Origin of the sequence: Helicobacter monodelphidis (assembly GCF_003288845.1) — a bacterium.
Classification (GTDB): Bacteria; Campylobacterota; Campylobacteria; order Campylobacterales; family Helicobacteraceae; genus NHYN01.
In genome coordinates this window covers 120178-133437 of sequence record NZ_NHYN01000003.1, presented here as the reverse complement: position 1 = coordinate 133437, position 13260 = coordinate 120178, and the positions used below count along the sequence as shown (strand labels likewise).

Below are 13260 nucleotides of genomic sequence, written 5' to 3'. Positions count from 1 at the left end.
TTTCTCCTTAAGATATTGTTGAAGCAATGTCTGCTAATCTTTGCAGATTGACATTTTTAAAAATTAGACTATTTTCAAAACGTTTAGGGGTTTCTAGCCTTCTTTTTTCTACCATTTTTTCTTCCATTGCTGCTAGTAACGAACGGATTCTGATTTTTACTGCACCAAGATTGCTAATCTCATCAATCTTGAGTTGAGTATAGAATCTACCTTTAGATTCTAGAATAGAACGTACTTCATCGGTGGTAATGGAATCAATTCCGCAACCAAAACTGACAAGCTGGACAAGTTCGATATTTGGATAATTGCACACAAATTCTGCAGCATTATAAAGTCGTGAATGGTAGCTCCATTGATTGAGAATTTGTAAATCTTTTGCTTCTGTTAAGTGAGCAATTGAATCTTCACTTAAAACAACCAAGCCTAAAGAGTTAATGAGTTTATCAATGCCGTGGTTAATTTCTGGATCGATATGATAAGGTCTTCCGCAAAGCACGATTGCTTTCAGATTTTTTTGATGAATAATGTCTAAGACTTTTTCTCCATACGCTTTAATATCATCAAGCCATTGATGGCGAAATTCGTACGCTTTTTGCAAAGCCTCCCTAAATTCTTTCTCGCTTGCTTTAAGCCCTTTTGTGAAGAAATCTAAGGATTTAGAAATTAAATTTTGTTTATGTAGCGGATTCAATTCCTGTGTAAAAAATTTTACAGATTTTTTATAAAAATCATCTTTTTTATGTAGCCCCATATAAGGATACAAGAATCTGACATTTTTTAGTTTGTCCACATTTGCATTCAGAAGCTCTGGATAATAGGCAACAACAGGGCAATTATAATTGTTTGTGCTATTGTCTTGATGTTGGTCTGTGCTTTCAAAATTATAGCTCATACAAGGATAGAATAGAGTGTCTACCCCCTTTTCTAGTAGGTTTTCAATATGTCCATGCACAAGTTTTGCAGGATAGCAAACTGTATCGCTTGGAATGCTATATTGTCCTTTCGTAAAAGTGTCTCTTGTTGTAATATCTGAAACGACAACCTCATACCCAAGTTCACTTAAAAGCTTATGCCAAAAAGGGAGATTTTCATACATATTTAGGGCAAGGGGAATGCCGACTTTTCCTTTAATGTTTTTAGGCGGGTCATATTCTGCATATTCTGTTAAAGATTTGAGTTTATTGAGTTTATATTCATAGAGATTAGGTAGGAATGTGAGTGTTTTTAAACCTAGAGGTTTATCACAACGATTTCCAGAGATAAACTTCCTTTTGTTTCCTGAATCATCACTAAAACGATTGATGGTTAAGTTGCAATTATTGCCACAGATTTTACATACAGTCGCTTTTGCTTTATGTGAGAATTGTTGTAATGCTTCTTCTTGAATAATATTTGATTCAAAAAGATTTAGGCTTTTTGCGTGTAAAGCTGCACCAAAAGCCCCCATCAGTCCGCTAATTTTGGGGCGAATTACATCCCTGTTAATTTCTTTCTCAAAACTTCTCAATACGGCATCATTTAAGAATGTTCCACCCTGCACGACGATTTGTTGCCCTAAATCATCAGCATCTCTTGCACGAATTACTTTGTATATAGCATTTTTTACAACACTTATTGATAGTCCTGCACTAATGTCTTCAATACAAGCACCCTCTTTTTGAGCTTCCTTGACGGAGCTGTTCATAAAAACGGTGCAACGGCTACCTAATTCAACGGGGTGTTTTGACTTTAGCCCAAGCTTTGAGAATTCAGAGACATTATAGCCCATTGATTTTGCAAAAGTTTCGATAAAACTACCACAACCACTAGAACAAGCCTCGTTCAATAAAATGGAATCAATGCTGTTGTTGCGGATAAAAAAGCATTTAATATCTTGTCCACCAATATCGATGATAAAGTCTACGCGTGGGTTGAAATATTGTGCCGCTTTTAAATGTGCCATTGTTTCCACAATTCCCGCATCAAGCCCAAAACCTGCTTTGATTAATTCTTCCCCATAGCCGGTCACTGCACTGCCTCTGATATTGATTTTATCCCCAAGGTGGCGATAGATATAGTTTAGTTGGTCTTGAATTACACTTGTTGGGTTGCCTTGATTGGAGTTGTAGTATTGATAGAGAATATGGTTGTTTGAATCTAAGATAATCAGTTTGGTTGTCGTAGAACCACAGTCAATGCCGATGTAGGCGTCAAGTTTTTTGTACTGATTTTGAATAAATGCGACATCAATGTCAATTTCATCAACAGAGGCATTTTGATGACGTTTTGTGAATGCACTGAATTCTTGCTCATCCTTAAAAAGCGGTTCTAAATATTTATTACGCGAAGCAGCATTTTTAGATTCAATTAACTTTGTGATGAGACTATCGCAAGTGAATGTTTTTTCGCTCTCTCTTGCACATAGACTTACCCCAATAGCGACAGAATATTGTGCGTAATCTGGAAAAATAGCTGATGTTTTGTCTAGTTTGAGAGTTTGGGTGAATCTTTCTTGCAAACCCTTGTAAAAAAATAAAGGCCCTCCTAAAAACATTACCTTTCCACCAATCTCTCTTCCTTGTGCTAAGCCAGTGATGGTTTGGTCGACAACAGCTTGAAAGATACTCGCAGTGATATCTTCTTTATTAACACCTTGATTTAGGAGGGGTTGTACATCGGTTTTTGCAAAGACGCCACAACGTGAGGCAACGGGATAGATTTTTTTATGTTTTAAGGAGATAGCGTCAAATTCTTCAGCAGAAATAGCAAGTAGGGTAACCATTTGGTCGATGAATGCCCCTGTTCCCCCGGCACAAGATCCATTCATTCTTTCTTCAGTTCCTCCACTCAAAAATAAAATTTTTGCATCTTCACCACCCAATTCAATAACAACATCTGTACTTGGCTCTAAGAATTTAACAGCTTCTGCGGTGGCAAATACTTCTTGTACAAAATCAATACCTGCTACTTTGCAGATTCCAAATCCTGCTGAACCTGATAAAGAAACTTTAAACTCCCTATCTTGAATAATGTTTTTTAAACCTTCTACAATTTCAATACTTTTTTCACGCACTTTTGAATAATGACGTTCATAACGTTTGTAGATGATTTCGTCTCCATCAAGCAAGGCAACTTTTGCTGTTGTGCTTCCGATATCAATACCCAGCGTCAAGCCCATATCTATTCCTTAATATTTTAAATTATTGTAACTCTAGCAGAAAAATAGATTTCAGTCAACAAAACTATTCTTTACTGAAAATATAGCTAAACCATACAAGCGAGTTAATTTAAATTATTGTATAGTTTACGACAAAAACTTGACATTTTCTTTGCACTTCTTTGTTACACTTTTGTCAGTAATACTTAAGGAGTCATCAATGAAAAAAATATGTATTTTACTTTTGTGTGCAACAATGAGTCTTTTTGCAGATTGGGATATTAATGGCGAGATTATCGCAATTGATAACCAGGCAAAAACGATAACTTTAGGTGGCTGGGGAAGCTCTGTTGTTGTGAAGGTTTTACCTCATACGCGTATGGAAGGCGATGATTGCGGTTGGTTTGGGCTTTGGGATAGTAATGGTTCATTTAAGGATTTATATATTGGACAGCTTGTTGAAGTTGATGTTTTGCAGGGCTATGTGCCACCACAAGGGATGCAAGACCCAAACACTATACCGCAAATTCCGCAGGTAACTGCAAGAAAAATTGAATGGAAGTGTTATGGTAATCGTGCATATTAATTATCCTAAAAGTCTCTCTTGTCCTATGCGATAAAGGGCGAAGTCATATTTAATTGGATCGCTAGAATCAAGCTGCTTGAGATTGTGGCTGACTTCTAGCACAGCTTTTATGTCGTTACTTTTTCGTTTTAGCAAGCCAAGTTTTCTTGCTATACGTGAAGAATGTGTATCAAGTGGGAGTAAAAGCTCACTGCAAGGAATAACCCCTTCCCAAAAACCAATATCTAAGCAATCTTTACGCACTGCCCAACGCAAAAATAAGTTCCATCGTTTGAGTGGAGATTGACCATTAATCTGCCCAATTAAGAATGTAAACCCTCTAGTTGAGTAATGCGGTACAGCATCGTATAGGGATTTTTGCATATGAGAAATTCCTGTGAGAATATTGTGTGACTGAATTCCATGGATAAATGCTTGTTTGAGATTAATTTTTGAGAGTGCAATGAAAAGCATTTGAATGTCTTGTTGAGTTTGGAAGCGATAATAAGGAAATTTTGTGCTGAGAATCTTTTTATCAGATGCAACCAATAAAGAAAAATCTAAAGATTCAAGTGTGCGAAGAATCTGATGAACATTACCATAAGCGAGTAAGGCACAAACGAGGGCAATTTTATCAATATGCGGTTCTTTTTTGTATTGATGGACAATTTTTAAAGGGTCAGCTTTCTGTAATTCTTCTGTATGGTTTCGTTTATATTGTTCTTTTATGAGTTGTTTGATGGATTCAGAAATCATTAGCAATCTTTTGAAAAATGAAGAATAAAGCAATTAGAATGGGGAGTGGTTTGGACTTCTATTTGAATGTGGCATTCTTCACAAATGCTTTGAACAAGGTTTAGCCCAATCCCAAAACCACCTTGTGTATGGTCATATCGTTCATAACGTGTGAATATTCCTTGCGTATCCGTGATGGGTTGTCCACTATTCTCAATGCTTAAGATGTGTTCTTGAATGCAAATATGGATAAAACCATCTTTGTGATTATATTTAATGGCATTGCTGATGAGATTATCTATCAATTTGCTAATTTTTTGTCTATTAAGACACAGATTCAAGCTCTGTAAATGAGTTTGGATTTGAATATTTTTCTGTGCGATATGTAAAGCAAAGAATTCGAGACGCTCTTTAATGAGGGAATCAAGGCTGAAGTTTTGTATTTCTGTGGAATGTGTATGTGGAAAATTCAAGTATACAAGGTCATCGTAGATGTGGGCTAATGTTTTTGCTGCAAGTGTAATGTTAGTGAGTTTTTTACGATTCTTTGGGGATAACTCTTCTGTATCAAAACGTTCAATACTCATTATGATAACACTAAGAGGAGTGTTGATTTCATGGGTAGAATCTTTTAAAAAATGCTCTAACCATTGAATTTGGCTTTCTAAGCGACGTAGAAAAAGTCGTACTAGAAAATATGCAACAACTGCCATTAGCACCATTGCACAAAGAAAAAGTACAATATAAGTAAGAGTCAATTTGTGTAATTGTGTGGAGATGTTATTTCCTTCTAAAATAAGTAGGGTTTTTTTGGGTAGAATTTTCCTTATTTCTGGCGTGGGTTTAAAACGTAAATGAGAAAATAAAAATAAATGTCCATCTACAATATATGTTTCCTCCTGTCGTTTGGGTACTGGAAGTGATATAACTTTTTGATGAGAAAGATTAGATAAAAGTATATTTTTCGAAGAATCGATAAAGGCGATTCTAACGCCGTAATCTTCCGCTATTTCGATAAAATCCTGTAATGTGAGTGATTCTTTATGACGTGCCATAAAATGAATCGCACCCCTAGCATCATAAATTCTTTTTGTTTCTTCTTCAATAAGAATGCGTTTTTGGAGAGTATAGGTAACACTTAAGGTAATCATTAAAAAGAAGCCAGTACTGATTAAATAGAGTGTTAGAATTTTTAAAATTACTTTATGATTGAGCGTCATACAAATAGCCACTACCTCGTTGATTAATAATGCGTTCCTTGCCTAATAACTTACGCAGATTTTTAATATAGGCACGTAAGCTTAATTCACTTGGCGTTTCTTCATAAGCCCAAAGGCGTTCAAAAATTTCTTCAACACCGACAAAGCGATTTTTATTTTGCAATAAGAGAGTTAGTAACTCTAACTCTTTGTGGGGGAGAAGAATTTTTTCTTGGTGGCGAAAGAGTGCCTTTTGCTGATAAGAAAATAAAATTCCATTACCTAAATCCTCATAATCTTCATTTTGGTGTGAAAAATTTCTCTTGAGTAGCCCATTGATGCGAATTAAGAGTTCTTTGAGTTCAAAAGGCTTTCTAAGGTAATCATCGCAACCACTTCTAAAGCCCTCCTCCAAGTCTTTTATGCTACTTAAAGAGGTCGTGTAGATGGCAGGAGTATTTTTTCCTAGTCTCCTAATTTCTTTAAGGAGTGTAAACCCGTCCATAGAGGGGAGCTTAACATCTAAAATGTAAAGATCAAAACTCTCTTCATAAGCAAGTTCTAGTGCTTTTTTTGCATCTTCTTGTGCCTGAATGATGAAGCCCTCTTCACTTAAGAATTCTTCAATCATCTCTAGCAAAAGAGAATCGTCCTCCACCACTAGAATCTTGTAAGCCATCGTATCCTCCTAGCTTATCCTCTACTTTGGGTTTCACAACTACATATCGTGATGTCGATTGTGAGGTCCACCTTTTTTTGGGTGTTTGCCGTGCATTTTGCCACCCATCATTCCGTATTTTAGCACACCTTTTGCTCTTGCATCCTTAACAAGCATAGAATCGAGTTGGGTTTGCATTTGCGTCCTCACATCTTCTCTGTATTTTTGAAGTTCTGCTTTTGTCATTTTATCGTGATTTGCTCTCGCTTTCTCCCTTAATTGTTGGCGAAATTCTCTTGCCTCTTTGACCGTCATTTCTTCCATACGCTTATGGAGTTCCATACGATAATCCAATGCGTCTTGTGGTTTAACTTTTCCAGACATATTTTGCAAATCTGCCAAAGATGTTTTCGAAAAATCTGCCGCCGCTACAATACCTGTGCATAAAATTGCACTTGCACAAATTAAAGAGATAGTTTTCATTTTTGCTCCTTTTTGTTTATTTAAAACGATGGAAGTATATAAAAATTGTGTGAAGTATCTGTGAGTTTTGTTGAAAATATTTAAAATAATTGTTTAAATTTTAAATATTAATGTTTTATAATTCCCGCTTTCATAATTCAATCTTATAAGGATAACAGAATGGAATTCTTGGAGATACTTTTGGTGTTGATAGGTTTAATTATCATCATCAAAAAACCAGAGAAAGAGAAATTGGCTTTTGGCTTAGTGATGGTGTCTTGGGCTATTATGGCATTTTTGTTTGTGGGGCATAAATCTAGTGCATTACTCACAATTATGAATCTATAAGGAGTGGCACAATGAACGAGATGAATAAGGCAAGAAATTTTTATAGCTTGATGTGTTGGGCAGGGTTTTTGTTAATTTTGCTCCCTGTTGGTATTGCTAATTTTGTTTTTGGCTATATTTTAGGTGATAGCCCTTGTACGCTTTGTTGGGCACAGCGACAGAGTATGATTTTTATCGGCGTCATTGCATTTTTTATTGTACGTTATGGTTTGAACGGTAAGTACTTGGCAACATTGTTGGTAATGACGGCTTTTGGGTTGTATCAGAGTTTCGCTCATTATGGTAATCATGCCCATCGTGATTTAGATCAGGGCTTTAGTCTTCAAGTATTTGGTATTCATACTTATTTTTGGGCTGAAGTTGTTTTTTGGGCAGTGATTGTGCTTTTGGGGATTATCTTTCTTTTTGCACCGAAATTTAGCACTTTTGAAGAGGAAATGAAAGGTAAGAAAGTACGTGAAATGACAAAATTTACATTTATTGCTTTTGGAATTTCAGCATTTATTATTGCTTCTAATGTATTTCAAGCCTTTGTTGCGACGGGTGTTCCACCTTATACTGGACAAGGTGATCCCGTAAGGTTTACTTTGAATCCAAAATATATCATTTGGTCAACAGATGGTTGGAAAGGCACTTGGCAGAATATATCTTTTTTGGGTAAAAGAGATGTGAAGAGTCCAGATTATGCGTTTGCACCCAATGGTGCGAATCTCGGTATCCAATTTGAATCAGATTCTGCAAATTCTCCATTCAAGACTATTGATAGAAGCCTTGTGTTAACACAAACACAAAAAATTGAATATCCCTATCCAATCAATTCAATGAGATATATTAATGGTGAATGGGTTGTGAGTTCTAAATGGATAGTTTCTTTCTTGGATAACTCTTTTGCAATTAAGGGTGAATTTGAAATTGATCCTTATTTTTCAGCAACAATTGATCCTATTATTGGGGTTATTCCTTACATGGAAGATAAATATCTTTTGATGGGTTCAAATAAGACTTTTTTGCGTTTCAAGAAAAATGATGAAGCAGATGATGCGTTACAATTTGCTCATTTTGTGCGTGGGTATGACCGATTTGAGGGACAGGGCGATGGTTTAGGACGCGGAAGAATTGACACTGTTCGTTCTAAGTTCCATCATGTCGCAAGTATCACTAACGATGACGCCTATTTTTATATGGCGACCGTTCCAAATAATAAAGATAAGAAAACTTTTGTGATTAGTAAGTTTTCTTTGTATGACCGCATACTTTCAGGGGAATTCACACCTAAAGCAAACCTCAAAGAGAATCGTAGTTTAGGGGATTTATATATAACCTCTATGATGTATCATGATGGGCGCATTTATGCCTTAAGTAAGAATTACAATGTGATTGTTGTGATTGACATTAAGAGTGAAGAGGTTGTTGAGGTAATGAGCTATCCAAAAGAAATTCAAAATGCAAGAGCGATTTATTTTGATGGAGAAAAAATACAACTTGTTTCTTACCAAAACAATACAAATTTTCTCTATAGCGTTGAGTGATTGATTCTTTTAGGTGGGTATTTCGCCCACCATTAATCCTTCTTTTTCTATTTTTGCTTATTAAATATTAAGGGTAAAGGCAATTTTAATAGCAAGGAAATAAAATGATAACAACAGGTTACAACAATCATAATACTTTTGTAAGAGATTAAAACAACCACAGCAAGTAGAATCTTTTAAAGATACCTTTAATTTTACAACCAAAAAAAGGGAATAATGGACGAATTTTTAAGATGATTGACAAAAGTATTCAAACGAGGATAGACAACAAACAAGGACATTCCGCAGAAGTTGTAAAAGAAAAGGTGGTGACATTAACAGGTTTAAAAGATGCAGTTAAAGAAGTATATGGCAACAAGGATTATTTATGTTTGATTTAGTATCATTGCTTTCACAGTTATCAAAACCACCGATTGTGCTTTTCGGAGGCTCTTTTGATCCACCTCATAATGGACATTTCTTGATAATAAAGCATATTCTTGCTTATCCAATAGCGAAGTTGCTGATTGTTCCATCATTCTTGAATCCCTTTAAAACTTCCTCATTATTTTCTCCTCAACAACGACAAAGGTGGTTAGAACAAATTATTATGCAAGAAGAATTACAAAATGTGGAGATTCTTGATTTTGAGATTGAGCAGAATCGACCCACGCCGACAATTCTAACCGTAAAGCATACGCAAGGACTTTTTCCAAATATACCTATTTCATTGATTGTGGGTGAAGACCAGTTAGGGAGATTGTCAGAATGGAATCAGTTTGAAAAACTAAAAAAAGAGGTTAGTTTTATTATTTTTGGACGTTCAACAGGCTCATATGATGTAGGAATTTTAGAAGAAATTCAGTGTGCATTTGTGCCTTTTGAATGTGCCATCAGCTCTACAGATTTGCGTGAAAAAATCAAAAAGGATATAGATATCGCGTCATTTATTCCATTTGTTTTATAATGTATTTAAGGTAAAGGATCTATAACTAATTCTATGCACCGGATAGTTATGTGTCCGTATGTTTTTATGGTTTCCCAAAAGAGTTTGATTAATTTTGTTGTATTGCTAGAATTTCTAAAATTTCTGGGTAATGTGCTAGAAGTTGTTGTATTTGAATATCATTTGCTGAGTGATGGACATTTTCATAAGATAATGAAGTTTTTTGTGAAAGCATTGTGCCAATAGGGCGGTCATAGCGTCCCTCTATTCGTTTGATTTGGCGGTGTGCCAAAACTTCCATTCCCCATAACCATATATCATCGGCACTTGGGCAAATTTTGAGATACAAAGAAGAATCACAAATGTCTTTATAGAAGCAGTGTGGTGGATAGAGAACTCCGCCAATACCTGTCGCAAAATTAAAAAATGATGGATTAGGTTTACTGTCCTTGTCCAATAGAGCAAGATGCCATTGATTGTAAGGTAATAATTGCCTATTTTCATCAAAGTTAAGGTGATGAACGCGGTGAGCGTGGATATATTGCGGTTCTTTTTTGTGATTCGTGATTAATTTTTCTAGCCAATCTGAAGTGTAATAATGGTCGTCATCAGCGGTAATGATTGTTGCTTCTGGGTAACGGTTGAGAATCGGAATAATTTTGGCATATGAGCGATGGTTTTCGTTGACCCATAGAATTTCTAAACCCATCTCCTGAAAGTGAAATAATTCTTTAGGGAGTTGTTTTTCACCCAAAGGAAACTCTTCTCTCTTTAAGACAAGGATAATACGATTGGGTAATTGTGTTTGAATAAAGAACGATAGGAGTGTCCAACCAACAACATGGATACGTTCCGGAAATGTTGTTAGGGATAAAATATATTCGCTAGAAGTCGAGGGTTTAGGAAGTGTTACAGAAGAGGAAAGCAGATGTTGAAAATCCTTTCTAGCCTGTCTGATGTCGAAAAAAGGGACGCCACGCAATCTCGCACTGGCATTTTTTCTCCATCGCTTTAAGGAATCAATAAAGCCCTCTTTCACACTTCCATACTCCTTTAAAATTAATCCATCTGTTTTCTGAAAAACGAAGGTTGATCTAAATCATCGGGGTTAGTTTGAAAATAATCACTTCCACTGACACGTCTTAATTGCATGTGTTGCATAGGTGATGCAGAAAGACTTGCGGCGGTTTGTTCGCCACCACTGACCGGTTGACTAGAAAGTTGTTGCGTATTGTTTGAAATTGGTGTTGGGGATGTTACTGCAATACTCTGTTGTTCTTGCTCTTTTTCAAATCCTGTTGCAATAATTGTAACTTCAATCTTATCTTCTGGTAGTGTATCATCAGAATGCGTTCCAAAGAACACATCGGCATCTGTATCAAGACTATTGCAGATAGACTCCATAGCCGCACTAATCTCTTGAAATGGGTAATCGGGGTGTAGCCGAAAATTCACAAGCAAGCCTCTTGCACCGTTGATTGAGATATTATCAAATAGTGGCGATTCAATTGCACTTTTGATGGCTTCGTATGCTGCATTAGAGCCTGTACTCTCACCCATGCCCATCAATGCAGCACCCTGCCAACTCATTACCGTGCAAACATCTGCAAAGTCAACATTAATATCATTGCTTCCTGTTTGGAGAATGACACGACTCATTCCATCAACAGCCTTTGCTAAAACACTATCAACAATTTTGAAAGTTTCTTTTAGTCCTGCAGATTTATCAATAATGCTAAGAAGCTTATCATTTGGAATGACAACAATAGTGTCTGTCTCTTTTTTTAGCTCAACAAAACCTTCTTTTGCAAGCCTATCACGCTTTCCAGCTTCAAATTTAAAAGGCTTTGTTACAACTGCAATCACTAATGCACCCACCTCTTTCGCAGCTCTCGCAATGATAGGTGCTGCTCCTGTTCCTGTCCCACCACCTAAACCAGCAGAGATAAAAACAATATCTGCACCTTCCAAAACGGCTTTAATGTCCTCATAGCTTTCCTCTGCAGCCTTTCTGCCCTTTTCGGGCTTCATTCCTGCACCCAAACCTTTTGTTTCATTTAGTCCAAGTTGCATTTTTGTCGGTGCCGGAGACTTATGCAAAGCTTGTGCATCTGTGTTTGCAACAATTAATTCGATACTTTCGTCAATATCCATTTGCATAAGGTAGCTAATCATATTGCCACCCCCGCCACCTACACCTATAACTTTAATTTTTGCACCCTCTATTGGAGGTTGTGTCTCCATAATTTGAATGTCCATCATGCTTGTCCCCTTAGTTGAGATAGATTCACCCTTAAAATAGTTGCGTCAACCAACGCCAAAAGCGACTCATAAAATTTTCCGTTTCATGGTCGACTTGTTTCATATTTTTAAAACGACCCGAGTTTGTTTTTATCTCCTCGCTAGTCGTTTGATTTGGACTTTGTGTAGCCAAATCTTTCAAAGCATTCACTTCATGTGTTGGGTTTGCTAGTGAAATATTAACATCTTCATTATTAAATTTCCCCATTCTTACTAAAAGTTTTTTTTCTGAATCTATTTCATAGTTTGTGAAATGGCCTGCACCATATAAAATAAGCCCTACAACAGTTGAGTAGCTAGGGTCTCTCAAGGATTCAAATAGCCCAAGCACATCGTGAGGTTTTGCAATCCTAACAGGCATATTTGTAAAAATTGCACTTGCCAATTCTCTGATGCCTTCTAACTTAACCATTCCGCCTGTTAATACAACCCCTGCACCTAAATGGTCTTGTAGCGAGCTTTTTTCTAAAAACTTTGCTAAGAACATAAGTGTTTCTTCTGTTCGTGCGTAAATGATATTATAGACAACATCAGCTTCTGTTGTTTGAATGTTTTTTTCATCGTTTGTTGTTGGTAGCTCAATTTTATCCCCACTTTGAGAACTTTCTTTGCGTAAGGATCCAAAGCGAATCTTGACTTCTTCAGCTGCTGCTATGGGTGTGGAAAGAATCATAGCCAAATCATTTGTGATATGTTGAGAGCCTACGCCTAAAAAATCATTATAGCGAATTGAATTTCCAGCGTGAATGATTAAATCACAAGTGCTACCACCCATATCAATACACGCTACACCTTGTTCCCTTTCGTCATCATTCAAAACGGCAATGGCAGAGGCATAGGCTGAAAGTACAATATTGGCAACTTCCACACCTGATGAACGAACAGCTTTTTTAAGGTTGTTAAGGCTTGAACGTTGAGCACAAACAATATGAACAAATACCTCTATGCGATTTCCATTCATACCCATAGGATCATCGATAAAATCTTGGTCATCAACCTTAAAGCTATAAGGTAAAACATGAATTACTTCAGATTCTTGAGGGATTGTTGCATTGTACAATGCTGTCTGCATAACGCGGTTAATTTCCTGAGTCCCTATTTCGCTATTTGGAATATTTACAATCCCTGAACTATTGAAACTTTTTGTATACACACCCGAAATAGAAATAATTGCTTTGGAACAGTTTGTTCCAGCAACCCTTTTTGCATCATTGATGGCAGCTTTAATTGCACGACTTGCTAACTCAATATTTGCAATTGCCCCTTTACGCAACCCTTGAGATTTATGCAAACCCGTTCCAATTACATGAGGAATGCCATCTTTTACCTCTGCAATAATTGCACACACTTTTGATGTGCCAACATCAATACCCAGAATTGTCTCGTTATTCATAAACCATTA

The 13260-nt window shown here is 36.4% G+C and carries 13 protein-coding genes; 5 read left to right on the top strand and 8 right to left on the bottom strand.

Annotated features, from left to right (window positions below):
- Window positions 1-7 precede the first annotated feature (7 nt).
- Window positions 8-3157, bottom strand: a complete 3150-nt coding sequence (locus CCZ01_RS02510) for an acyl-CoA dehydratase activase (RefSeq protein ID WP_112051660.1) — start codon at window positions 3155-3157, stop codon at window positions 8-10.
- 199 nt (window positions 3158-3356) lie between these two features.
- Between CCZ01_RS02510 and CCZ01_RS02505 the strand changes: the two genes are divergently transcribed.
- A complete protein-coding gene (locus CCZ01_RS02505; protein ID WP_112051659.1) occupies window positions 3357-3722 on the top strand; it encodes a hypothetical protein in 366 nt (121 codons plus the stop codon).
- On the opposite strand, the gene CCZ01_RS02500 is transcribed toward CCZ01_RS02505, so the two are convergent.
- Genes CCZ01_RS02500 through CCZ01_RS02485 form a run of 4 tightly spaced genes read right to left on the bottom strand, consistent with a single transcriptional unit; the run spans window position 3723 to window position 6776 of the window.
- A complete protein-coding gene (locus CCZ01_RS02500; RefSeq protein WP_112051658.1) occupies window positions 3723-4457 on the bottom strand; it encodes a TIGR02757 family protein in 735 nt (244 codons plus the stop codon). It lies immediately after the preceding gene.
- Window positions 4457-5668, bottom strand: a complete 1212-nt coding sequence (locus CCZ01_RS02495) for a sensor histidine kinase (RefSeq protein WP_181566282.1) — start codon at window positions 5666-5668, stop codon at window positions 4457-4459. Before CCZ01_RS02495 ends, CCZ01_RS02500 begins: the two co-directional genes overlap by 1 nt.
- On the bottom strand, window positions 5640-6314 hold the full coding sequence (locus CCZ01_RS02490; RefSeq protein WP_112051656.1) for a response regulator transcription factor: 675 nt from the start codon (window positions 6312-6314) through the stop codon (window positions 5640-5642). Before CCZ01_RS02490 ends, CCZ01_RS02495 begins: the two co-directional genes overlap by 29 nt.
- A gap of 39 nt (window positions 6315-6353) precedes the next feature.
- Entirely contained in the window at window positions 6354-6776 is a 423-nt protein-coding gene (locus CCZ01_RS02485; RefSeq protein WP_112051655.1) for a DUF1104 domain-containing protein, read from the bottom strand.
- A 159-nt stretch (window positions 6777-6935) separates the two neighbouring features.
- Here CCZ01_RS02485 and dba point away from each other — a divergent pair, with 159 nt between their 5' ends.
- The 4 genes from dba to nadD all read left to right on the top strand — a co-directional run bounded on the left by dba (window position 6936) and on the right by nadD (window position 9578).
- Complete coding sequence (dba, locus tag CCZ01_RS02480) at window positions 6936-7103, top strand: disulfide bond formation protein Dba (protein WP_112051654.1); 168 nt, start codon at window positions 6936-6938, stop codon at window positions 7101-7103.
- A gap of 11 nt (window positions 7104-7114) precedes the next feature.
- Window positions 7115-8632, top strand: a complete 1518-nt coding sequence (gene dsbI / locus CCZ01_RS02475) for a disulfide bond formation protein DsbI (protein ID WP_112051653.1) — start codon at window positions 7115-7117, stop codon at window positions 8630-8632.
- A 233-nt stretch (window positions 8633-8865) separates the two neighbouring features.
- Window positions 8866-9012, top strand: a complete 147-nt coding sequence (locus CCZ01_RS10295; RefSeq protein WP_181566281.1) for a hypothetical protein — start codon at window positions 8866-8868, stop codon at window positions 9010-9012.
- Window positions 9000-9578, top strand: a complete 579-nt coding sequence (gene nadD, locus CCZ01_RS02470) for a nicotinate (nicotinamide) nucleotide adenylyltransferase (protein ID WP_112051652.1) — start codon at window positions 9000-9002, stop codon at window positions 9576-9578. The genes CCZ01_RS10295 and nadD overlap by 13 nt, the downstream gene beginning before the upstream one ends.
- Window positions 9579-9666: 88 nt before the next feature.
- Here nadD and CCZ01_RS02465 read toward each other — a convergent pair whose 3' ends face one another.
- The 3 genes from CCZ01_RS02465 to ftsA are packed head-to-tail and all read right to left on the bottom strand — an operon-like array spanning window position 9667 to window position 13251.
- The gene (locus CCZ01_RS02465) at window positions 9667-10596 is read right to left on the bottom strand and encodes a hypothetical protein (RefSeq protein WP_112051651.1); all 930 of its coding nucleotides are present in this window, start codon (window positions 10594-10596) and stop codon (window positions 9667-9669) included.
- Window positions 10597-10616: 20 nt separating this feature from the next.
- Entirely contained in the window at window positions 10617-11819 is a 1203-nt protein-coding gene (gene ftsZ / locus CCZ01_RS02460; protein WP_112051650.1) for a cell division protein FtsZ, read from the bottom strand.
- Window positions 11820-11850: 31 nt separating this feature from the next.
- Complete coding sequence (gene ftsA / locus CCZ01_RS02455) at window positions 11851-13251, bottom strand: cell division protein FtsA (protein WP_112051649.1); 1401 nt, start codon at window positions 13249-13251, stop codon at window positions 11851-11853.
- Window positions 13252-13260: the final 9 nt, after the last annotated feature.

Excerpts from the sequence above, each read along its gene's own strand:
- CCZ01_RS02510 (WP_112051660.1), bottom strand. The coding sequence starts at position 3,157 with ATGGGCTTGACGCTGGGTATTGATATCGGAAGCACAACAGCAAAAGTT.
- CCZ01_RS02505 (WP_112051659.1), top strand. The coding sequence starts at position 3,357 with ATGAAAAAAATATGTATTTTACTTTTGTGTGCAACAATGAGTCTTTTT.
- CCZ01_RS02500 (WP_112051658.1), bottom strand. The coding sequence starts at position 4,457 with ATGATTTCTGAATCCATCAAACAACTCATAAAAGAACAATATAAACGA.
- CCZ01_RS02490 (WP_112051656.1), bottom strand. The coding sequence starts at position 6,314 with ATGGCTTACAAGATTCTAGTGGTGGAGGACGATTCTCTTTTGCTAGAG.
- CCZ01_RS02485 (WP_112051655.1), bottom strand. The coding sequence starts at position 6,776 with ATGAAAACTATCTCTTTAATTTGTGCAAGTGCAATTTTATGCACAGGT.
- dba (WP_112051654.1), top strand. The coding sequence starts at position 6,936 with ATGGAATTCTTGGAGATACTTTTGGTGTTGATAGGTTTAATTATCATC.
- dsbI (WP_112051653.1), top strand. The coding sequence starts at position 7,115 with ATGAACGAGATGAATAAGGCAAGAAATTTTTATAGCTTGATGTGTTGG.
- CCZ01_RS10295 (WP_181566281.1), top strand. The coding sequence starts at position 8,866 with ATGATTGACAAAAGTATTCAAACGAGGATAGACAACAAACAAGGACAT.
- nadD (WP_112051652.1), top strand. The coding sequence starts at position 9,000 with ATGTTTGATTTAGTATCATTGCTTTCACAGTTATCAAAACCACCGATT.
- ftsZ (WP_112051650.1), bottom strand. The coding sequence starts at position 11,819 with ATGATGGACATTCAAATTATGGAGACACAACCTCCAATAGAGGGTGCA.
- ftsA (WP_112051649.1), bottom strand. The coding sequence starts at position 13,251 with ATGAATAACGAGACAATTCTGGGTATTGATGTTGGCACATCAAAAGTG.